Below are 22971 nucleotides of genomic sequence, written 5' to 3'. Positions count from 1 at the left end.
TCAGGATGTAGATGATTTAATATTTGGGATTTTGCTGCCAATCGGCACCGGCCAGGTCGATCTCGTCCTGAGGAATCGGAAACACCTCGTGTTTGCCTGCTTCAAAACCGTCGATCTCTTCTGCCGCTTTCCCTGTGCGAACCAGGTCGAAGAAGCGCAGGCCTTCACCGGCCAGCTCGACGCGACGCTCGCGGTAGATCGCCTCCGTCAACGCCGTGCCGGTGAGATTCAACGCCGCCATGCCGACGCTGGGGCGCGTGCGCACACGGTTGAGGTATTGCAGGGCCAGGTTGTCATTAGCCGACGGCTTGCGGTTGTGTGCTTCGGCAGCCATCAACAGCACGTCGGCAAAGCGTATAACCTTGTGGTTGACGGGACTGGTCAGGTCGTTGTCGCCCAGGCCCAGCTCATCGGAACGCTTGAGGTACTTTTTGTTGTAGTACCCGGTGTGGCCTCCGGCGCCTGTTACATATTTGATCTTGCCAGGCTCTTCCTGCGCGGCGATGAAGGCCTCGATGTCCAGGATGGATGCATCGCGACGAGGGTCGCCCGACTCGAAGGCGTCGTACAGGTCTTTTGTGGGCAGGTTGTAGCTGTTGCCGTCGGCGTATACCGGACCATCGTAGCCGCGGATGCCGTGGAACCCTACCGCTGCAAAACCTTCCAGACACACAAAGCATCCGTAACTCCCGCCTTCCACGCCGACATACTCGATATCAAACACGGTCTCTTTGCTCCCTTCGTTGACGACACGAAACATAGTTTCGAAATTATTGAACAGGTCGTAGCCTCCTTCGTTAATGACCTGGTCCAGCACAGTGGCGGCTTCGGTAAACTTGTTTTGATAGAGGTATGCTTTTCCCAGCAGGGCCAGGGCGGCACCCTTGGTGATGCGGCCCTTTACCGGCGTGGTCCACTCGAGTGCATCCGCGGCTGCCTGCAGATCTTTTTCGATCTGGGCATATACTTCCGTAGCCGGGGTGCGCACCTGCGACGACACTTCGCCGGGGGGCAGCTGCCGGTCTACGATCAGCGGCACGGCGCCAAAGAATTTTACCAGTTCGAAGTAATAGTATCCCCGCAGGAACGATGCCTCGCCCATGATGCGGGCCTTGTCGTCGAACTCGAGCTTGTCGCGATTCTCGAAGATGTAGTTAGTGCGGGTTACACCGGCGTACATCCAGCGCCACAGACTGCGCAACTCGTTGTTGACACCACCGTGGGTCATGGCGTCGATCTGGTGGAGACCTTCGGTGTCGGTCACGCCTTCGCCGCCGGCGATGGAGTTGTCGGATGCGATCTCGCCGATCCACAGGTCGAGATACGACGTTTGCATGGGGTCATAGGCACCGGTCAGCGCCTGCTGATAGTCGGTGGGCGTGCGAAAGAAATTATCGGCACTCCGGGTATATAAAGGGTCTACGTTTACGAAGTCGTCGCAGCTTACGGCCGCCATCAACCCGCAGATAAACAGTGTCCCTGCTTTCAGTGTCTTCTTCATACAATTAAAAGGTTAGGTTTAGGCCACCCATGATGCTCTTCGCCTGCGGATAAAATCCATAGTCGATGCCACTCACGTTGGGGTCGTAATTCGAGAAGTCGGGGTCGAAGCCTTTGTACTTGGTGAATGTCAACAAATTATTAGCCGCTACATAGATGCGCAGGCGGCTGGCGCCGATGCGATTGACGATCGCCCGCGGCAGCGTGTAGCCCAGTTGAACATTCTTCAGACGTACGAACGAGCCGTCTTCGATATAGAAGTCAGACAACACGTTGTTGCGTGTAGCCTCGGTGGTTAGGCGTGGATATTCGTCGGTGCTGCCGGGTCCGGTCCAGCGGCCGCGGTTGTACGTAAGCATGTTCGACATCGGCAACTGACGCTCGTAGTTGCGCAGAATTTCGTTGCCCACCGATGCATAGAACGTAGCCGAGAAATCGATGCCTTTGAAGTTCATGCCTACGTTGAGGCCCATGATGGCGTCAGGTATCGGCGAGCCGATGCGGGTCTTGTCGGTGTCGCCGCTGAAGTCGATGGTCTTCGAACCGTCCTGGTCTACAAACCGCAGATCGCCCGGAGAAGTGGTAGCGGGATCCTGGGTCACACCGCGTTCGTCGATCTCGGCCTGGGTTTGATAGATGCCGTCGGTCTCGTAGCCCAGGAAATAGCCCATGGGATGGCCTACCTGCATGCGGGTGGCGGTACCACCGCCTACACTGAACGAGCCGAACTCGAAGAAGTCTACGCCCGGCGGTAACGCGATCACCTCGTTGTGGATGGTGGTGATGTTATAGCCGATGTTGACGCGCAGGTTTTCTGCCAGCTGCGTATGGTAATCGATGCGGAGCTCGAGACCGCGGTTGCGCACGGTGCCCCCGTTGATGATGGGCGTCGAGCTGCCGGCGCCGTAAGCACCGACGATGGCGGAAATGTCGGGCTGGAAGAGCAGGTCTTTGGTGGTCTTGACGTAATAGTCGGCGGTGATGCTGACTTTATCTTGCAGGATGTTGAGGTCTACGCCGAAGTTGGCCTGACGTGTTGTTTCCCACTTCAGGTCGGGGTTACCGATCCGGCCAATGGCTACGCCGTTGGCAAGTATGTTGTCAAAGGGGTATACGCCTTCGCCGTCGAGCAGCGACAGGAAGCCGTTGGGCCTGATCTTGTCGTTACCCGACACGCCATAGCTGGCACGCAATTTCATGAACTGTATGGCGCTGGTCTGGAAGAAGGATTCTTCTGACAGTACCCAGGCGCCCGATACGGCGGGGAAATACCCGAAGCGATTGTTGGCCCCAAAGGCGGTCGAACCGTCGCGACGGACAGACGCCGACAGCATGTACTTGCTGCCGTAGCCGTACTCGGCCCGCACGAACTGCGACAACAGGCGCGTACGATCCTGCCAGGACGACGTGTTGTTGAGGTAGTTGTTGCTTTCGGTGGCCGAGATATCGGCGAAGTCGTTGGAGTTATAGGGCACATTGTAACCGGTGCCGGTCAGGCTGCGGTTGTCATACCCCAGCATCGAAGTACCCAGCGTAGCTTTGATCTTGTGCACGCCGAAGGTGCGGTTGTAGTTCAGGAACGCTTCGAAGTTGTAGTTGAAATACGTCGTGCGCGTCTCGCGGATGTTATTATATACCGGAATGGACAGGTCGTCCGAGACCTTTGTCAGGTTCGGCTCCAGCGCGGCGTTGGCGGCAGTGTTCTGCGCTTTGTTCGCACCATAGTACACCAGCGGATTGAATTGCTTTTCGTCTACCAGCGCGTAGTTATAGCCCGCGCGGCCGGTCACTTCGAAGTTGTCGTTGATCTTATAGTTGATCTCCTGCTTACCGACGACTTTGTTGACCGTGTTGCGATTGAACGTGTTGGCCATCTGCGCCAGCGGGTTGATGACTTCCGATACGTCTTCGAGGAAGGCATAGCTGCCGTCTTCCTTCCACGGGCTGGCCGCCGGGTTGGCGTTGATGGTATTGAAGAGCACGGAACCGATGCCCATTTCCGGCAGCATGTCGCGGCGCTCGTTGGTATACAACAGCACGTTTTCCCAGGTAAGCTTGGGCAGGATGTCTACGGTAAAGTTTACGCGCGCATTGTACCGGCGGTAGCCGGACTTGTCGCCGCCCACGATGCCTTGCTGGTTCATGTATGAACCGCCGATGGCGTAGCGGCTTTTTTCCGAGCCACCGGAAATCGTGATATTATAGTTTTGGATAGGCGCGTCTTCAAACACTTCGTCTTGCCAGTCAGTGCCCTTGCCCAGGTTGGGATTGGCAAAGGGTGGTGTACCACCACCGGAGGCGTAAGTTTCGTTTTTCAATACAGCGTACTCATGGGCATCGAGCAGGTCCATTCTTTTGGTGGTTTGCTGCACACCATAGTAGCCTGAAAAATCGATCGTAGGTTTTGCGTTCTTCTTGCCTTTCTTGGTCGTGATCAGGATGACGCCGTTGGCCGCGCGGACACCGTAGATGCCGGCGGTACCGTCTTTCAGGACGTTAATGGTCTCAATATCCGACGGATTGAGTGCCGCCAGGCCATCCTCGTCATACGGTACGTCGTCCACCAGGATCAGCGGAGTGTTGTCGCCGTTGGTGGTAAAGCCACGGATGCGGATGTTGAGACCCGCACCGGGCGAGCCCGACGCAGCAGAGATCTGTACGCCGGCAGCTTGTCCCTGCAGGGCCTGCTCCACCCGCACGGGGTTGAGGGCCGTGAGATCATTGCCGTTCACAACGGCAACCGAGCCGGTGAGCTCCTTGACGGTGGTGGTACCATAACCGATGACGACAACCTCGTCAAGGCTGGTGACATCGGGCAGGAGCTTTACCGCAACGTTCGACTGACCGTTGACAGCAAGCTCCTGGGACGTGTACCCGATAAAGCTTATTTGCAGCGTGGCATCGGCCGGGACATTGTCGATGCGAAATTCGCCGCTTGCGTCCGTGACCGTACCCAGGGTCGTACCCTTAATAAGGACGTTTACGCCGGGCAGGGGCTGGTCGTTTTCATCTGTCACCCGGCCTCGTACGGGGCTCTGCCCGTATCCGACCAGCGACAGCATCAGTAAGATCGCCAGTAATTTTGCTTTCATGCGTTAATTGTTGTTTGGTTTAGACTAGGTGCACCGCCGCCGGCTGGTATGGACCGGAAACGTTTGAGTGCGCGATACAAACATTGGAAAAACAACCGTTTGCGCGCTACTCCGCCACCCCAACATAACTACATCACAAGCTCTTTTCGACTACATCAAAACTACATCAAGACGTTAGAAACATTAATTTTTGATGGATTTCAAACGTTTTTGGAAGTAGCTTTGACCACTACACCTATGAGCTCCTACCTCATCAGCACGGAAAAACGTACCGCAATGGCCTGCTGGAAAGCCGTCGTCGCGCTGCTCCTGATAGTGTCGGTACACACAGCACATCCGCAGGCGCAGTCACCGTTCTCGGGACTGCCGTTTACCCGCAATTTTCAGCCGGGGGATTATAAAGGGGGAATCCAGAACTGGGCGATTGCCCAAAACCGGCTGGGCCTCATCTACATTGCCAACAACTTCGGCCTTTTGGAATTTGACGGCGACCAATGGCAGACCTATGGCGTGCGCAACGGCACCAAGGTCCGAAGCGTGGCGATCGACGCCCGCGGCCGCATCTATGTGGGCGGTCAAGGCGACTTTGGCTTTTTCTTTCCCGACCAGCAGGGCCGGCTGGTATACACATCCCTGGCGGACAGCCTGGCGCCGGAGTACCGCAATTTTGACGAGGCGTGGAGCGTGTATCTGGACAACGAAAAAGTTTACTTCTGCACCTTCTCAAACATCTATTGTTACGATCAGCACACCTTTCAGGTGATCCGTCCCGGTGGCCGGGCGGGGATGGACCATTCCTTCCTGCTCAACCGACAGCTCTATGTCAATCAGCCGGACATTGGTCTGGGCATGCTGGAAAACAAGAGCATCCGGATGGTGAAGGGCGGCGAGTTCTTTCGCGACAAGAGTGTTGCCGCGGTGCTGCCGCTGCACGACAGCCATGTGCTGGTCACGACGTTTCAGCACGGCATCTACCGGCTGGCCGATGGGATCGTCACGCCCTGGAATACGCCGTTGCAGGCATACCTGCGGGAGTCGATCGTCAACTGCATGATCCGGCTCCGCAACGGCAATTTTGCAGTCGGTACACAAAACAATGGGTTGCTGGTGCTGGATGCTGACGGCGACCTGATCATGCAGCTCACCACGGGGCGGGGCATTGAAAATCCAACGGTACTCAGCATCTACGAAGACGATCTGAGCAACTTGTGGATCGGCCAGAACAACGGGCTGGCGTATGTGGAGCTGGGATCACCCTTTACGCTCATTAACAACCAAACAGGTTTACCCGGTTCGGGCTATGCCGCATACCTGCACGACAACGCGCTGTATGCGGGTACCAGCACCGGTGTGTACCAACGCGGGCCGGAGAAAGGCAGCGGCTTTCGGTTAGTCGGTGGCTCGCGTGGGCAGGTATACCACCTGGGCGAATACGGCGGGGAGCTGCTGGTCGGCCACCACAACGGGGCTATGCGCATTAGCGGCAACCGCTGTACGCCGCTGTCCGGCGAGCCGGGATCGTGGGTGTTCCTGGGGATGAAAGAGCATCCTACGACGCTGATCGAAGGAGTCTACGCGGGCTTACAGGTATACGACCGCACAAACGGCCACTGGGCATGGCGGAAAAAAATTCCAGGCTTCGGAGAATCGTCGCGGGTGATGGCCGAAGACCCGTCCGGAGACCTGTGGGTGACGCACGGATATAAAGGTGCTTACCGCATCACCTTCTCCCCTTCCCTGGACAGCATCCGCCGCGTGGCCTTTTACGGTGCCGACAAAGGGTTTCCTTCCAATCTGCTGATCAACGTATACAACGTGCGCAACGAGCTGTTGTTTACGAGCACCCGGGGCGTATACCGGTTTGACGCCAGTGCTGACCGGTTTGTGCCGGACGACTTTTTTTCCAGCCGGCTGGGTGATACCGACCAGTTGTGGTTTGTACGCGAGGACGCACTCGGCAATATATACTTTGTGAGCCGAGACCACATCGGCGTGTTTCGCAAGAATTCGTTGGGCGAGTATACGTTGGAGGAAAACCTCTTTCGCAAGATCCGTAAATACCTGAACGACGACCTGGTCAACATCGCCATTCTCCGAAACAACGAAGTATTGTTCGGCGCAAAAGACGGTTTTATTCACTACGACCCCACCATGAAGCCGGCAAAGGCACCCGTGTTCCAGACGCTGATCCGCCAGGTGTCGGCTACGACAGCGCATGGCGACTCGGTGCTCTTCTTTGGCAATCACAGCGTGCGCGACTCGATATCGGATCAGCAGCAAAAAGCCTGGTGGCCAGAGCTGCCCTACCGCAGTAACGCACTGCATTTTACATATGCCGCTACTTCGTACGAGGGCAATGCAAACCTGGTCTTTCAATATTACCTGGAGAACTTTGAAAAGGATTGGTCGGAATGGAGCACCAAAACACAAAAGGAATATACTAACCTGAAGGAAGGCAGCTATACGTTTCACGTGCGGGCGCGTAATGTGAACGGGGAGCTGAGCCGCGAGGCCCTTTATACCTTTGTGATCCGGCCGCCGTGGTACCGTTCGGTGTGGGCATACTCGATCTACGGAGTGTCCGTGCTGGCATTGTTGTTTACGGGCTTTAATATACTCGACCGGAAGTATCAGCGGGAGCAACAGCGCATGGCGCGGGAGCAGGAAAAAGAGTTGAGCGCGCGGGATAACGAGCTGGTGAAACTGTCGCGGCAGTCGCAGGAGGAGATCAACCGCCTACAGCACGAGAAGCTGGAGTCTGAATTGCGCCACATGAACAATGAGTTGGGTACGGCCACAATGCACCTGCTGAATAAAAATGAGTTTATTACTTCCATCAAGAGCAACCTCACGTCTATTATCAAAAAGAACCCGCAGGACGATGTGAAGAAGGAGCTGGTACAGATCACGCGCGACATCGAGCAGAATATTTCGGCAGACAGCGACTGGGAGCATTTCCAATTCCACTTTGACCGGGTGCACGGAGATTTTACAACGCGGTTCAAAGCCGCTTTCCCAGGATTAAGTCCCCAGGAGATAAAACTGAGTGCATACCTACGCATGAATTTATCCACGAAGGAGATTGCCCAACTGCTGAACATTTCCGTCCGGGGGGTAGAGATCAGCCGGTACAGGCTGCGAAAGAAGCTGCTGTTAGACAGGAACCAGAACTTACAGGATTTCATTTTGAATTTTTAGGTTTTACGTCCGGCACGAGGCACTGTCATAAACACCAAAGCCTGCCATAAACCATCAACTGCCATCGCTGGCTGGCGTCCGCCACCGCACATCCCGCCCCTTCCCCATTTCACACTTTTTGTAGAATTTTAAGAAACTTTCCACCGACGTGTAACCATTGCAGCGAGGGTGGGTTATCCTTTTCAGAAAACGCTTATCCGGATTTGAATGCATTAACCGACAATGCCCTGATGTCGAAAGTCAGGGACGGCGATCTTGACAAGATGAGCCTGCTGTTCGAGCGGTATAAGAGGCCCTTGTATGGCTTCTTTTACCACCTTACAAAGGACCAGGACCTGAGCGAGGACCTGGTGCAGACCGTCTTTTACCGGATCCTGAAGTATCGCGCGCGGTTTCGCGGCGATGGGGATTTTCGAAGCTGGATGTTTCACATTGCGCGCAATGTGCGCCATGACCACTACCGGAAAAACAAGCTGAAGAAGGACGACCCGCTGGAGGCCTGGCAGGATCGTCTGGAAGACAGCGACAACCCGTCCGCGGCATGGCATCTGCACGAAGAAAAGGAGCTGCTGTCCAGGGCCCTGGATCAGCTGCCCGAAGACAAGCGCGAGGTGCTGCTGCTGAGCAAGTTTCAGGAAAAGAAGTATAAAGAGATCGGCGATATCCTGGGCTGTACCGAAGGGGCTGTAAAAGTAAAAGTGTTCCGGGCATTACAAGAATTGAAGGAAGTGTATCAAAAACTGGAGATGCGTTATTGATTTTGCGTATGACACGAGCGGAAATAGACGATTTACTCGCACGGCATAATGCCGGCACGACGACACCGGCCGAGCAACGGCAACTGGAGGGGTTGCTGGAGAGCGGTGCCATTGGACTGGAGGACCTCGAGACCCTGCACCCGTGGCAGGAGGCCCTCGACCAACTGCCCGCGCCCACTCCTTCCATGAACCTGGACGATGCGTTCTACCAGCTACTGACGGAAGAAAAGCGCAACGCCCGCCCGGCTGCCTCCGATTCATTTACCTGGTCCTGGTTGTGGCCGCGATTGGCGTTTACGGCGGCGGTATTGGTGGCCGGGATGGCGGCAGGCTACTTCCTGCGGACACCCCCGCCGGGACCGGCTTCGTCGGACCAGCTGGCGGCGCTTAGCCAGGAGGTGACCGACCTGCGCGAAACGATGATGCTGACGCTGCTGGAAAAGGAGTCCGCGGCAGAACGCCTGAAGGCCGTGAGCCTGACGCAGGAAATGGACCAGGCAAGCCAGAAGGTAACGCAGGCACTGCTGCAAACGCTGAACACGGACGACAACGTAAACGTGCGCCTGGCAGCGCTCGACGCGCTGCGGCCGTATGCGGGACAGCCGTCGGTACGCGAAGCGTTGATCCACGCCATCGCAAAGCAGGATTCGCCGCTGGTACAGGTGGCACTGGCCGAGCTGATGCAGTCTATTCAGGCAAAGTCGTCGGTCAGGGAGCTGCAAAAGCTGCTGGACAGCGACAAAACGCCGGGCGATGTCAAAAAGAAGATCGAGGAGACTATTCAGATATTGATCTGATCATTATCAACCAAACAAAAAACATCATGCATAAGATATTCATCACGCTGCTCCTGCTGCTGCCCGGCACGCTGTTACAGGCGCAGGCGTTTACCGAAAAGATCACCCGCGAGCTGACGTTTGAAAAACAAAGCGCGGCCAACACGCTGATCGTCGACAACATCAACGGGTCGATACACGTCGAAGCCTATACTGGTGACAAGATCCTCGTAACCGTTACCAGGTCCATTCGGGCCAAGACCGCTGAGCGGCTGGAAGAAGGTAAGAAAAAGATCCAGTTAGGCGTCATCAACGACGTGGATACACTCATTCTCTACACCGATGGCACCTGCGCCGGCTACGGACGCACGGCCAACAATCACACCGAGGCGTCCGGCTCCTGGGGTTACACCACGTGCCGCGAATGTAACGAACGATATGAATATCAGCTCGACTTCAGCCTTCGCGTGCCCGCAGGCATCCACGTCGCAGTGAGCACGGTCAACAACGGCGACATCGTCATCGAAAACATCGGCAACGCCCTGGCGGCCAACAACGTAAACGGCAGCATCCGGCTGGTCAACCTGACCCGCGAGGCCCGCGCCCACACGATCAACGGCAACGTCGATATTACCTATGCCCGTAATCCCGATCGCGAGTGTCGCTTTTATACACTCAACGGCGACATCCACGCGAGCTTTCAGAAAGGATTGGCAGCCAATATGAGCTTTGAGAGCTTTAACGGCGAGCTGTTCACCAACATCGATAAGATCGAGGCCCTGCCGGCCGCCGTGCAGCAGGTAGCGCGCAAGGACGGCATGAAGTTCAAGGTAGGCGACAACTTCTATAAGATTGGCGCCGGCGGCTCGCTGCTTGCTTTTGAAACCTTTAACGGGAACGTATATATCAAAGAACAGTAACATTCCTCTTACATCCGTATTTACATCTTATTTCTATTGACTTGACTACCATGAAAAAGTATATCCAGACTTTTGCACTCACACTCGTTTACGTCACCGTAAGCCTACTGGCGCATGCGCAGAACGAGTTCACCATACCGCTGAGCGACCCGGGCAAGCGCGGGAAGTTGAAGGTCCACATCAACTATGGTTCTATTACGGTAAAGGGCACGGCGCGCAAGGACGTACTGGTGAAGTATACCAGCGAAACCGACGGCGAGGATGAAGGCGACAACCGCAAGAACGCCGACGGTATGCGCCGCGTGGGCGGCGGGGGCACGAGCATTGAAGCCACGGAAACCAACAACCAGGTAAAAGTTCAGTCGGATTCGTGGAGCCACAAGCAAAACTTTTCGATCGAAGTGCCGAGCGGGTTTGATCTCGATCTACATACGTACAACGACGGCGACCTGATCGTAAACAACATTCAGGGCGAGCTGGAGCTTACCAATTACAACGGCCCGATCACGGCGCTGAATGTGGCCGGCTCTGCGATTGCGACGACGTATAACGGTGAGATCAAGGTGACGTTCGACAAGGTCAACGAAGGTGTGCCGATGTCGTTTACGACGTACAACGGCGACATCGATATTTCCTTTCCGGCCACGATAAAGGGTAGCATGAAAGTTAGGACCGATCAGGGTGAGATCCTGACTAACTTCGACATAACGTTCAAGACCAGCGGACCGGTGCAGAAAAAAGATAGTCAGTCGGGTGTATACAAGGTGATCGTAGATGAATGGAAACGCTGCGATATCAACGGAGGCGGGCCCGAGTTTACGATGCGTAACTATCACGGTGACATCTTTATCCGTAAAAAATAAACGCTCATTACGGTCGGTCGTCCCGGCCGGGGGTTGACTCATCTCCCGTTGCAGCTCCTGCGGCGGGAGATGAGATCCATCTTACGGGGCTATGTCGTATGTTGTGTGAACGATCTACCACTATGCCACTCGCCGCCGGCCAAAAGGCCCCCGATTTTATCCTCCCTTCCACATCCGGCAGGGACTTTTCACTTTACCAGACTATGAAAGGCAAGCCCTGTATCCTGTACTTCTACCCAAAGGATTTCTCCATGGGATGTACCAACGAGGCGTGCAGCTTTCGCGATACGTTTGAAGTATTCCTGGAGTTAAAGATCACCCTGCTGGGCATCAGCCGCGACTCGATCGAGAGTCACCAGCGGTTTAAGAAAACACTGGGATTGCCTTTCGACCTGCTTTCAGACGACGGCGGTAAGGTGTGCGCCTTGTATGAAACACAACTGCCCTTTGTGCCGCTGTTCACCAAACGCACTACGTACCTGCTGGACAAAGACCAAAAGATCATGGCAGTATACGAGAATATCTTCTCATCGCGCAAGCATATCAAAACGATGGTCGAAGAGGTTACAGTAAAACGGGCGGGCGCGCTGTGAGGCGACCCGATAACCATCGGGTGTGTTCGCTTTCGCGCTCAAGCTCGCGCTGTTTTTACCCGCCGCTGTCTTCGATCTCCAGGGTACGCAGGGCGGCGCTGTCGCGTGCCTGGCTGGCCTGACGCATTTTGAGCTTGCGTTTGTAGAGCTTTTCCATGTAACTCTCTTTGGGGCCCTGGTTGAGCGTGTCGGCCGCGCGCAGCGAGTCTTGCTTAAACGTTAGCTGTTCTAATTGCGTCCATAAGTTGTCGTCGAGCTCGTACAGGTCGCAGGACAGCTTTTGTTGGGCCGCACGCGACGGCGCCGGGAAGGTGGCCTTGGATATGCTTTTAAATGCCGGATCTTCGTTTACCTGCTGCAGGAAGTAGCCTACCATGGGCAAGGCGGTGTTCGACCCCTGCCCCAGCTCGGTGCTGCGGAAGTGGATGCGCGGGTCGTCAGCCCCTACCCATGAGCCCATCACCAGTTCGGGTGTCATGCCCATGAACCAGCCATCGGCATTCGCTTGGGTGGTGCCGGTTTTGCCGGCTACGTCGTTGTTGTGCGCGAAGTACTTCCAGCGCAGACGCGAAGCGGTTCCTTCGTGTACCACGGTGCGCAGCAGACCGACGATCAGCTCGGCGGTCTCGGACTTCAGCACGCGTTTGCCTTTCTCTTTGGGTTGGAAGTCGGTATAGCGGGTGCCGGTGCGGTCCTGGATGCCGGCAATGTAATACGGCTGCACAGCCACGCCGTTGTTGGCAAAACAGGAATAGGCAGTGGTCATTTCCATGAGCGAGATCGACGATGAGCCGAGCGCGATAGAGGGCACATCGGGCAGCTCGCTGGTGATGCCCATGTTGCGGGCTGTCTCCATGGTGTTGAGTACGCCGGCTTGCTGGATCATTTTGACGGCTACGGTATTGATGGAGTATGCCAGCGCGCCGCGCATGGTATATTTCACCTGGTAGTCGTTCTGCATGTTGCGAGGGGTCCACTTCTCGCCTTCTTTGTCGATGTAGGTCTCCTGCGCGGCAGAGATGAGGTCGCACGGCTGTGCACCGCGCTCGATGGCCGTAGCGTAGACGATGGGTTTAAAGATCGAGCCCACTTGCCGTTTGGTGGAAACTTTCACGTGGTCGTATTGGTAGAAGTCGTGTTCGATCCCCCCTACCCACGCGCGCACACGGCCGGTCTTCGGCTCGATGGCCAGAAAGCCTGCATTGAGGAACTGAATGTGGTGCTTAATGGAATCGATCGGACTCATCTTGACCACTTTCTCGCCGTCCCACGAGAACATGCGCATGGGCAATGGCTTTTGCAGCTCGTCGAGGATCTCTTCTTCAGACTTGCCTTTCTCGGCCAGCGCCTTGTAGCGCGAGCAGCGACGTATCGCGTCCTGGATGACCTCTTCATGATCCTGCCAGGGGTTCTCTTTACGCCAGTGGTCGGTGAACTGCTTTTGTACTTCCTTCATCTGCCGCGCGACGGCATTCTCGGCGTATTCCTGCAGGTGCGAGTCGAGCGTGGTATAGATCTTCAGCCCGTCTGTGTAGAGGTTGTAGGGTGTGCCGTCGGGGCGGGTGTTGTTGCGGCACCACTCCAGCAGCTCTCCTTTGAGATACTCGCGGAAGTAGGGCGCCAGGCCCTGGTGGTGTGACACCATGTTGTATTTCAATTCCAGCGGTTTGGCCTGCAACGAATCGAGCGCGCCTTTCGTCAGGAATTTATATTTCTCCATCTGCGCCAATACGACGTTGCGTCGCGTGCGCGCCCGCTCCGGGAACAGTCGCGGGTTATAGGAGTGCGTGGCTTTGAGCATGCCGATGAGCACCGCCGCCTGGTCGGCGGTGAGGTCTTTTGCGCGGACCGAAAAGAACCGCTTGGCGGCGGCTTCGATGCCAAAGCTCTGGTCCCCAAAGGGGATCGTATTGAGGTACAGCCGGATCAGCTCTTTCTTGCTGTAGAGGTCTTCAAGGCGCTGCGCTGTAATGAGCTCACGCATTTTGTTGATCAGCATGGACAATACCCAATAGCGCTTGCGCGGGTATAGATTCTTGGAGAGCTGTTGCGACAGGGTACTGCCGCCTCCGGCAGACTCTTCCTGCAACAGGATGGATTTGATAAACACACGGCCCAGACTTTCGTAGTCTACGCCGCCGTGCTCGTAAAAGCGGACGTCTTCGGTGGCGATCAGCGCATCGATGACGACCGGAGCGATCTCTTCATACCGTATTTCGGTGCGGTCTTGCAGGTAATAGCGGCCCAGCAGCACGCTGTCGGCACTGTAGACTTCCGACGCCACCTGGTTCTGGATGTTGCGCAAAGCGCGTTTGCCGGGTACTTCGATCCATACGACAAGCAGGAGCAGCAGCGGGGGGCCCATGACGATAAGCCCGGCGAGGGTCCATTTGCGTGCTTTGGGGTGCGTGCGGTAATACTCCCGCACCCGGGCATAGCGCACGGCCAGGTAGTGCAGCAGGGGGCGGGCTTTGCGATACGCCCAGACATAACCATATCGGACCTGCCGTTTAACTCTCTTCAAAAACTCTTGCATAGGACAATAATAGACCCCTCACTCGCGGTAAGTTAACACCCCGGAAATTATGGAACAAAAGCCCCGAAAATGGGATGATGTAATAAAATCGGGCCAATGGTGCTCCCTTTGCGGCGTCTCCCCACAGGTGTTTCACACCGGGCAAACCGCCGGGCGAAACATTCCGCGTATAAACGGCGGGTTGTAATCTTCGCGTTCAGCATGTTGATCTGTACCGGCCACCATAACCATGTAGGGAAGATGTATACCTATGCTCTTTGCACACGTACACGAGACACCTATGACACGGTTTTTTCTCCTTCCTTCCGGTAAAAAGATCGCACGAAAGAAAAAACGCACGATGCGTTAGGTAAGCCTCCGGGAAAAGGCTATTTTTAGAATGAAATACGGAAATAGTCCAAAGGAACAATGCCTCCCCTTACGCAAACGAAAGATGAACAGATTCGCGCCGAAGTCGTAACGGCGGCGCGGGGTCTTTTTCAGCGTTTTGGTCTTTTCAAGACCACGATGGAGGACATCGCCAAGGCGACCGGGAAAGGCAAAAGTACCTTGTATTATTACTACGCCAGCAAAGACGAGATCTTTGATGCCGTGATCAAGGAAGACATGGAAGAGGTGATGAGCCAGGTGAAAGCTGCCGTGAGCAAAGCCGGCACCGCCGAAGAAAAGCTCAAAACGTTCAGTCTTACCAAGCTGAAGATCCTGGCGCAGAAAGCCACGCTCAACAGCGTCGTTTTTGGTGAGATCTCGGAAAACCCGCAGCTCATTAAAAAGCTCAAGAAAGACTACGAAGCGCAGGAATTAGAACTGTTGAAGAATATCCTCGCGTTTGGCGTGGCCGAAGGAGAATTTAAGAAGGTTAGCGATGAAGACCTGGATAGCATGAGCTATATCATGCTGAGTGCGTCCCGCGGGATCGAGCTGGCCACGTTGGAAGATTGCCGGATCAAAAAGATGGGCGACAGGCTCGATTTTATTCTGCATTTGTTGTGTCACGGGATTAAGAATTAACACCCTCCTACCGATTTTACAGGCCTTCGGCGGGCAGACACGACTCAAGCCGATTTCCGAAAACTATACTATTCAGCCGCAGGCGCCCTGATAAGACCAGGCCATAACGCTTTTCACTATAGGCGCCTCGTACGTCACGAGATCAGCTGTGTGTAACGCTGAACGAAGCTGCGGAAGTAAGGTTGTTTTTGCAGGAGCTGCTGGAAAAGAGTGATGCCGGCGGCGGCAGTAGCGATGCCGGCCAGGACATCGAGGATGTAGTGGTGGCTGGTGTAAACGGCGGCGAACCAGATGCCGACAGTGATAATGCCAAACACGACAGTACCGGCGCGCAGGCGGGCCTTCCAGGCAGTATAAAACACGATCAGCGGATAAGCAGAGTGCAGCGAGGGCATCGCGGCAAACACGTTGGAGCCCTTTTGATACAGCGACTGGAAGATGGTGACGCCAAAGAACTGGTCGAACCGGATCAGCCCGGCAGTATTGCCACGGGTACCGGCGATGAAATCAAAGCCGTGCAGCTGTACGTACCACGGCGGGGCTGCGGGATACAAATAATATACCACAAAGCCCAGGAGGTTCACCAGGAGGAACGTCAGTAAGAACTGCAGGAAACGAGGCCGGTCTTTGAAGAACAGATAAGCGGCAAAGCCGAGCGGCACGGGAATCCAGCACAGGTAGAAGAAACCCGCCAGCACATCCGCCCACGCGGCGCTGTGCAACTGAAAGTACTCGTTGGGTGTGACCCGTTTACCGTCTTGTACCAGGCCGAAAATGCCACGTTCGGCTTCGTAGAGATCCTGGATGTGGACGGCATTGTATACGTAGTTGGGGAAAGCCTTCATATAGTCGTACAAGATCCAGAAGACGATGAAGACGGAGAAGCCCAGGATAAATTTGCGCGTGATGCGCGACGCCAGGTACAACGTGTCGAATATCAGCACCAGGAAAAGTTGGTCGGTTTTAAAACCGATGAGCAACGCGGACACCACCAGGTATGTGACGGACACTGCGGCGGCGATGAGCACGTCGCGCCAGGAGATCCAGCGGGCCGCGGGAAGCACAGGCAGGTCTAAGCTATTTTTCAAAGTCGGAACGGAATATTTTGTCCCACAGGGCGGAGCTTACACCATAACCTTTCGTAGGGTCGGCGTAGTGGTGCTGCATGTGGTGGTGTTTCAGCTGTTTCCAGAAGCGGTTGTTAAACTTGCTATGGTGTAGTGCATAGTGCGATATGTCGTACACGAGGTAGCCTGCGAGAAAAGTTGCAAAGAACCCATCCATGTAGGCCGCGGGAAGCAACGCATGGAACAGGAAGTAAAAACCAGTGGCAAGGGGAATGCTGACAGAAGGCGGCAATACCAGGCGCATGGCGTCGTTGGGATAATCGTGGTGTACACCGTGGAAGAGGAAGTGTAATCTTTTTCCCACGGCCGATTTGGGTTCAAAATGAAAAACGAACCGGTGCATCACATACTCTGTCAGCGTCCAGACCAGCAGGCCGGCGATACAGCTCGCGATAAAGGTGAACACATTTGTATACGTAACGGTCAACGCCCGGTATACAAACCAGGTTATGATCGGAATAAAGATTATCAACGGCACGCTATAATGCACCTTTGAAAGGCTCTCCAGAAATCCATTTTTAAAGATACGCGTCGATTCAGTACTGTTTGAAACAAAGTTCTTTTTCATAACACTACGGTTTAAAATTCTGTATTACCTCCTGCCCGGTCACCGGATCCGTTCCCTTTACTTCTGCACACACGACGTTCGGAAGCCAGAAGCTCCCCCCTTCGATCTGTAAGAACACGCGCGATACATGGATGCTGCGACCGTTGATCGTTGCCAGCACATGATACCGGCTGTCGGCTGCCTTTACGAGATAAAACGGCAACTTTTTATACGACACGAAGCGCAGCTCGTATTTGTCAGCAGAAAGTTTTTTGGTCTTCAGTCCATACGCGTAATTGCGCTGAATGAACGACAAGTCCTCTTGCTGGCCTTCTTCCTGGTAGCGGATCCAATAGGCATGCACCGGATCTTCTTCATCCGGAACACCTTTATCCAGGTTCAAATCGTACAGGATGGTATTGGTGTTGGGTGTGCGCTGAATGTAAAACAACGTGGACTTGCTGGCCGGTGGCACGGGGAATGTCTCCTGTCCCTTGCATGTACAAGGTTGCTCCGCTCCCGCGTCGCCGGTAGTGAAACCGGCTGTCAGCCAGACCAGGAAGTGCAACATGATCGTCATGACTCCTTAGGATTGTTTTTCCAGTTCTTTCTTAGACTCCCGCAGGCGGTTGATGGCGGTGATATTGGTCAGCACAGCCATGACCGTCAGCGGTATGGTAAAGATGGAGATGGTCTCGAATACCTGGAACGGTATGCCCGGTATAAAGAGCTTGTAGTCTCCACCGATGTAATGCGCGGTGATGCCACAGAGTATGGCCGCCACGCCTACCGTCACGACGCGCTCCGGTCGTTGCATCAACCCTCCTTTGCAGTCGATGCCCAAGCCTTCGGCGCGCGCCCGTACGTAGCTCACCATCATCGAGCCGATCAGCGCAATGAAAGCGAACAATGAGCTGAGGAAATAATGATGCCCGATGAGGTAATAACAAATGCCGAAGAACATGATCAGCTCGCTGTAGCGATCCAATACAGAGTCGTATAACGCGCCGAATTTCGAGCTCATGTTGCCCAGGCGGGCCACCTGACCGTCGAGCATATCGAACAACCCCGCAAACAACACCAGCGCGCCGGCCCATCCCACGTAGCGCAGGTCACCACGATTACCTTCTTCCGCCCCCATGACAAAGATGACGGCCACGCCGACGTTTAATAGCAGGCCGGTAGTGGTGACCGCATTGGGTGTGAACCCGATCTTGATCAGGAACTTTACAAAGGGATTGATGATCTTGTAAATGAGCTGCTGCAGCACGATCCGCAGGGGCGTCTTTTCCATGGCCCGGTTGTTTAAAGGTTTTTCGATAACACTATTCATACGTCAGAAATCAAATTTAAAGCGTGCGCGAATGCCCCATTGCGATACTTCGGGATGGTCCAGGTAGGAAAGGCGCTTTACTACGTCAACCCGGATCAGCTTAAAAATGTTCGCGATCCCGGCACTGGCCTCCATGTACGGCTCGGGACGCAACGAATATGTCGTCTCGACACCCTGATCGTTTGTCGGGAAAGCGAACACGGCAGAATTATAGCGCGGGTCGTTCTCCTGACGGATGCTGCCATAGAGCAACTTGAAGGTAGCCACTTCGCGCCACTTGAGCTTTTTCAAGAGGGGGATCTTGTTGAAGATAAACCCATTGAAATAATGATCGAAGCTCAGACTTACATACTTATCGCTGACAAACTCGAGGAAGTTCATCAGGTTATACGACTGTAATTGATACGAATACGTTTGGTTGGCGCGGTGGATGGCCAGCAACGGGAACGGTACAGTACCAAAGATGTAGCCGCCCTCCAGCACCACGTCCGTATAGCCGAACTGCGACAGGTACACACGTTTGTAGATGTTCAACGCCACGTTTTGATAGTTATACTGGCTATTGAACAAATTCTTTATACCGCCCACGAAGCGCGCCGTAAAGATGGGATAACGGTTCGGTATCGGTATCCGATAGAGCTTGCCCTGGTAAAACTGTTCACCGGGTGCCCAGCGGAACTCCAGGTTTATTTCAGAGGTAACGACATTGGGCACGGGCTGCAGCAGATCTTCGCTTTCGCGCTCATAGCGCAAGCCACCGGCAGGCATCTGTTTCCAATTCTTAAAGCCTACGCGATAGGAAATGTGATTATCGAACTCGTGCAGGTAGTCTACGACCCAGATGTCGTTGTAGAGCCACTTGTCGTTTACACCGCGCTTGAATGAAAGCAGGAAGTTGTCTTCTTGTATGAACTGCAGCTCCTGGCCGGGGATCTTCATGTCGTGCTGATAGCTGACCCGCAACGTACGCACGGGAAACTGCCAGATAGACTTGCCGGTAAACGAGTACGTGGCGCTGAGGAAGTATTTCCATTTTTCGTCTTTGAAGCCGTAGGCGCCGTAGGTCTCGAAATACAGGCGTTCATTGAACTTAGGGGTGGTCCGCCCCCCTACCCGCAGGCGAAAGCCCTCGACAGGGTTGAAGCTATAGAATGTATTGACGGGGCCCAGCTCCCACCAGCCAAAGCTTTTGTACCCCGCCAGCAGCAGCGTGGCAATGTCCATGGTGCGCCGGAAGGACGGTACTTTTTGCAGGCTGTCGATATTCTGATATACTTTCGATTCGGCATGGCTGAGGGAGTCGTGCCGGTTGGCGAGCCAGTATTCTTCGGTATGTCCTTCGGCCTCCTTCTCCTGCTGCTTTTTCTCGCCGTCAAAAAAGCCCTCCGGGCGGGGTTGGTTGATAACAAAGTTCTTATACGACACCACGCGTTCGCCATACAGGCCCCCGCGACCCTGCGTTATGCCGAAGTCGGCGCGCATGCGGCTCTTCACGACCTGGAACTTGCCGTCTTCCATCTGCTCGAACTCCTGGTTGATGAAAAGCTCGCGCACCCAGTTGAGGTTGATATTTTTGTTTACCGTCATGTCCACCCGCTGCACGGCATAGTTGCTGTCGAGCGTGACGTAAAGCCTGCCCTGAAAGAGGAAGCCCCCGGCATCGCGCGGGGCAAAAGACAGTTCGACGAGCTTGGGCGTTTGGTCTTTGAGGGTGTCTGTTATATAAAACTTATAGAACGTCGGCGCGCTGTTGGCAATGGGGCTGAGGAACTGGTTTGTCAGCAGCGTGATGTTGTTCTCGTAGATGTCGATGTCGTTGTAAAGGTAGTTCAGATAAGTACTGACACCCTGGTTATCGATGTAATCGTCGAAACTCACCTTCTGGTGGGCCTTCACAACCGATTTGTTTTGTTCGGGCGAACGTTGGTAGTATTTATCCGTCAGGTTTTCCTGCAGGTAAATGGGTAACAGCGCTTTGCCTTTGATGGTGGTGGTGTCGACATTCTCGAACATCCACTTGTACTTGCGGAACAGCTTGCGTTCCTTGAATTTATCAGACAGGTTGCTGAGCGACATTTGCAGTTTTTCATACTGCTCGTATTCGACATAGTCGTAATGCGTCATGCGGTTCTGCTCCTTGTGCTCGATCATTTCGCGCACAAGATCTACGGCCGGGTTGTTTTTATTGCGATAGCGCTCGCGACCCTGCGTAGTGACAGTCACCTCCTGCAGCACTTGTGCGTCGGACGTGAGCCGAACGTTCATTTCTTGGGTCTCGCCGACCTTTACTTTACGGATGACGGTTTTATAACCCAGAAAGGAAAAATGCAGTTCTTCGTTGGTGGTATGGGTGGTGATGGTATACCGGCCGTTTATATCGGTCGTGCTCCCGATGGTAGTTCCCTTGAAGACTATATTCACAAAGGGCAAGGGTTCTTTTGTATCGGCGTCGGCGACGACGCCGCGCACGGTGGTCTGCGCGGATGCCTGCCAGGCTCCGGTCAACACGCCGATCACTATCCATATTCCGTAAACAACCGCTCTCACGCAAATATCTATTTAAATACAAATCTTTTCTGCAACACGTAGTTATAGCTGACACTTAACACGATCGCAACCCCTATCTTGACCACAACATAATGAACCTCCACATAGCGCGTAGTACTCACGAACAGCGCAAAGCTCAGCGCGATATAGCCCAGCCATACAACGCCATAGCGCCACAGCTGGTGACCCTGCGGCACATGCGTTGCCGCGAATACCCAGTGACGGCTGACCGTAAAGTTCACCACGGCCCCCACGACATTGCCCAACACGCTGCCAAAAGCATCCCACACGTGAAACACCTGCACAAGCAGAATGGTGGCGCCGAAGTCGGCACCGGTGGCGATGAGCGAGGCTGCTTGTGATTTGACGAAGGTGAACATGGCGGTCAGAAAGGAAAAAGCCGTACAGCTACCTGCAGGATAACGTTAGCATAGATCCCGGCGAGCAGATCGTCGGCCATGACACCCCAGCCCCCGGATATGCTCTCCGCCCGGCGTATATAGAGCGGCTTGGCGATATCGAAGAACCGGAACAACACGAACGCCGCCAGCACGGTTGCCGGCGTGACCGGCAGGAACAGCAAACTGATGCACATGCCTGCGATCTCGTCTATCACAACGCGTGGACTGTCTTCGCCCCACAGCGGCTCGACGCCGTCGGCAGCCCACACGCCCAGGTCTGTAATGATGATCGTGACCAGCAGGGCCACGAGCGGATCTACTCCGCCGGAAAATGCCAGGTACCAGCCCAGGCAGCAGGCAGCGGCGGCCACTGTGCCGCCGCCCCTGCCGATATAGCCTATGCTGAGCCCTGTAGCAATGATCCGATGCATAATCTTACAGTACCTCTACCAGATCCTGGTAATAATCCAGGCCCAGGTGTGTGATCAGGTCTTCACCCATCATGTGGCGCAGCGTGTTCTGCAGCTTGATGAGTTGTTTGAAGATGTCGTGCTCGGGACGCAGGCCCGGTGCTGTCTGCGGCGACTTGAAGTAGAACGACAGCCACTCCTGGATACCGCTCATGTTCGCGCGCTTGGCAAGGTCCATGAACAACGCCAGGTCGAGTACGATAGGCGCTGCCAGGATCGAGTCGCGGCACAGGAAATTGATCTTGATCTGCATGGGGTAACCCAGCCAACCGAAAATGTCGATGTTGTCCCAGCTCTCTTTGTTATCGCCGTGGGGCGGGTAATAGTTGATGCGGATCTTGTGGTACAGCTCGCCGTACAGTTCGGGATTCTTCTCGGGTTGTAAGATGTCTTCGAGTACGCCGAGCTTCGATACTTCCTTGGTTTTGAAGTTATCGGGATCGTCCAGCACCCATCCGTCGCGGTTACCGAGGATGTTGGTGGAGAACCAACCGCGGATACCCAGTGAGCGGGCATGCAGACCGGGTGCCAGGATGGTCTTCATCAGGGTCTGGCCGGTCTTGAAGTCTTTACCGCCTACGGGTACGCCGTGCTCGCGCGCCAGCTCTACCAGCGCGGGAATGTCGCACGTGAGGTTGGGGGCGCCGTTGGCATACGGTACGCCTTTCTTGATCGCGGCATAGGCATAGATCATGCTGGGCGAGATCATCGGGTCGTTGTTGCGCAGGCCGGCCTCGAAAGCGTAGATGTTCTGGTGTACGTCGGTCTCTTCGATATACTTCTCGGTAGAGCCGCACCACACCATGACAAGACGGTCGCAGTGGTTGGCTTCTTTGAAATTGTCGATGTCTTCCATCACCGCCAGGGCAAGGTCATACTTCGTAGCAGCCTGCTTGACGTTGGTGCCGTCGAGGTTTTTAATGTAGTCCTTATCGAACACCGCCTTCATGGGCTTGATCTTCTCAAGCTCCGCTTTAATGGGCTCGAGCAGAGAAGTCTCCAACACCTTGGCGTGCACGGCCGCCTGATACACGTTGTCTTCGTATACGTCCCAACCACCGAACACAATATCTTCCAGCGTCGCCAGGGGCACAAAGTCTTTAATTTTCGGGAAACGGTTTTCCGTGCGTTTACCCAAGCGTATATTTCCAGTCTGTGTAAGCGAACCTACCGGCTGTGCCAACCCTTTCTTCACTGCTTCCACACCCGCGATCATGGTCGTGGCCACGGCACCGAGTCCGGGAATGAGGATCCCCAGCTTGCCATTGGCTTGTTCAATTTGTTCTTTCATAAAGGTTA

General features: G+C 54.8%; 18 protein-coding genes. 7 read left to right on the top strand and 11 right to left on the bottom strand.

Annotated elements, in window-relative coordinates:
• Positions 1-16 precede the first annotated feature (16 nt).
• Entirely contained in the window at positions 17-1501 is a 1485-nt protein-coding gene (locus KK078_RS15465; protein ID WP_254091194.1) for a RagB/SusD family nutrient uptake outer membrane protein, read from the bottom strand.
• A 4-nt stretch (positions 1502-1505) separates the two neighbouring features.
• The gene (locus tag KK078_RS15460) at positions 1506-4592 is read right to left on the bottom strand and encodes a SusC/RagA family TonB-linked outer membrane protein (RefSeq protein ID WP_254091193.1); all 3087 of its coding nucleotides are present in this window, start codon (positions 4590-4592) and stop codon (positions 1506-1508) included.
• A 237-nt stretch (positions 4593-4829) separates the two neighbouring features.
• Between KK078_RS15460 and KK078_RS15455 the strand changes: the two genes are divergently transcribed.
• From KK078_RS15455 to KK078_RS15430, 6 genes are all read left to right on the top strand, one after another.
• Complete coding sequence (locus tag KK078_RS15455; RefSeq protein WP_254091192.1) at positions 4830-7790, top strand: ligand-binding sensor domain-containing protein; 2961 nt, start codon at positions 4830-4832, stop codon at positions 7788-7790.
• Between the two features lie 230 nt (positions 7791-8020).
• On the top strand, positions 8021-8548 hold the full coding sequence (locus KK078_RS15450) for an RNA polymerase sigma factor (protein ID WP_254091191.1): 528 nt from the start codon (positions 8021-8023) through the stop codon (positions 8546-8548).
• Positions 8549-8556: 8 nt separating this feature from the next.
• A complete protein-coding gene (locus KK078_RS15445) occupies positions 8557-9345 on the top strand; it encodes a HEAT repeat domain-containing protein (RefSeq protein ID WP_254091190.1) in 789 nt (262 codons plus the stop codon).
• Between the two features lie 26 nt (positions 9346-9371).
• On the top strand, positions 9372-10244 hold the full coding sequence (locus KK078_RS15440; protein ID WP_254091189.1) for a DUF4097 family beta strand repeat-containing protein: 873 nt from the start codon (positions 9372-9374) through the stop codon (positions 10242-10244).
• 50 nt (positions 10245-10294) lie between these two features.
• Positions 10295-11107 (top strand): DUF4097 domain-containing protein, encoded by an 813-nt coding sequence (locus KK078_RS15435; RefSeq protein ID WP_254091188.1) that lies wholly within the window; start codon positions 10295-10297, stop codon positions 11105-11107.
• A 98-nt stretch (positions 11108-11205) separates the two neighbouring features.
• Positions 11206-11700, top strand: a complete 495-nt coding sequence (locus KK078_RS15430) for a peroxiredoxin (RefSeq protein WP_317195919.1) — start codon at positions 11206-11208, stop codon at positions 11698-11700.
• 55 nt (positions 11701-11755) lie between these two features.
• Here the strand turns inward: KK078_RS15430 and KK078_RS15425 are convergent, their stop codons facing one another.
• On the bottom strand, positions 11756-14224 hold the full coding sequence (locus tag KK078_RS15425; RefSeq protein ID WP_254091186.1) for a transglycosylase domain-containing protein: 2469 nt from the start codon (positions 14222-14224) through the stop codon (positions 11756-11758).
• Positions 14225-14644: 420 nt separating this feature from the next.
• Between KK078_RS15425 and KK078_RS15420 the strand changes: the two genes are divergently transcribed.
• Positions 14645-15247 (top strand): TetR/AcrR family transcriptional regulator, encoded by a 603-nt coding sequence (locus KK078_RS15420; protein ID WP_254091185.1) that lies wholly within the window; start codon positions 14645-14647, stop codon positions 15245-15247.
• A gap of 134 nt (positions 15248-15381) precedes the next feature.
• Here KK078_RS15420 and KK078_RS15415 read toward each other — a convergent pair whose 3' ends face one another.
• The 8 genes from KK078_RS15415 to KK078_RS15380 are packed head-to-tail and all read right to left on the bottom strand — an operon-like array spanning position 15382 to position 22963.
• The gene (locus KK078_RS15415) at positions 15382-16335 is read right to left on the bottom strand and encodes a phosphatase PAP2 family protein (RefSeq protein WP_254091184.1); all 954 of its coding nucleotides are present in this window, start codon (positions 16333-16335) and stop codon (positions 15382-15384) included.
• On the bottom strand, positions 16325-16942 hold the full coding sequence (locus tag KK078_RS15410; protein ID WP_254091183.1) for a sterol desaturase family protein: 618 nt from the start codon (positions 16940-16942) through the stop codon (positions 16325-16327). Before KK078_RS15410 ends, KK078_RS15415 begins: the two co-directional genes overlap by 11 nt.
• Before the next feature lie 4 nt (positions 16943-16946).
• On the bottom strand, positions 16947-17501 hold the full coding sequence (locus KK078_RS15405; protein ID WP_254091182.1) for a DUF4833 domain-containing protein: 555 nt from the start codon (positions 17499-17501) through the stop codon (positions 16947-16949).
• 6 nt (positions 17502-17507) lie between these two features.
• Entirely contained in the window at positions 17508-18215 is a 708-nt protein-coding gene (locus KK078_RS15400) for a CDP-alcohol phosphatidyltransferase family protein (RefSeq protein ID WP_254091181.1), read from the bottom strand.
• A 42-nt stretch (positions 18216-18257) separates the two neighbouring features.
• Entirely contained in the window at positions 18258-20801 is a 2544-nt protein-coding gene (locus tag KK078_RS15395) for a DUF5686 and carboxypeptidase-like regulatory domain-containing protein (RefSeq protein ID WP_254091180.1), read from the bottom strand.
• An 8-nt stretch (positions 20802-20809) separates the two neighbouring features.
• The gene (locus tag KK078_RS15390; RefSeq protein WP_254091179.1) at positions 20810-21181 is read right to left on the bottom strand and encodes a GtrA family protein; all 372 of its coding nucleotides are present in this window, start codon (positions 21179-21181) and stop codon (positions 20810-20812) included.
• A gap of 5 nt (positions 21182-21186) precedes the next feature.
• Positions 21187-21633: a phosphatidylglycerophosphatase A family protein gene (locus KK078_RS15385; protein WP_254091178.1), complete on the bottom strand. Its 447-nt coding sequence runs from the start codon at positions 21631-21633 to the stop codon at positions 21187-21189.
• A 4-nt stretch (positions 21634-21637) separates the two neighbouring features.
• Complete coding sequence (locus tag KK078_RS15380; protein ID WP_254091177.1) at positions 21638-22963, bottom strand: inositol-3-phosphate synthase; 1326 nt, start codon at positions 22961-22963, stop codon at positions 21638-21640.
• Positions 22964-22971: the final 8 nt, after the last annotated feature.

Source organism: Dawidia soli (assembly GCF_018598185.1).
GTDB lineage: Bacteria > Bacteroidota > Bacteroidia > Cytophagales > Cyclobacteriaceae > Ohtaekwangia > Ohtaekwangia soli.
The sequence above is the reverse complement of the archived record's forward strand: the minus strand, read 5'-3'. Positions and strand labels throughout refer to the sequence as shown.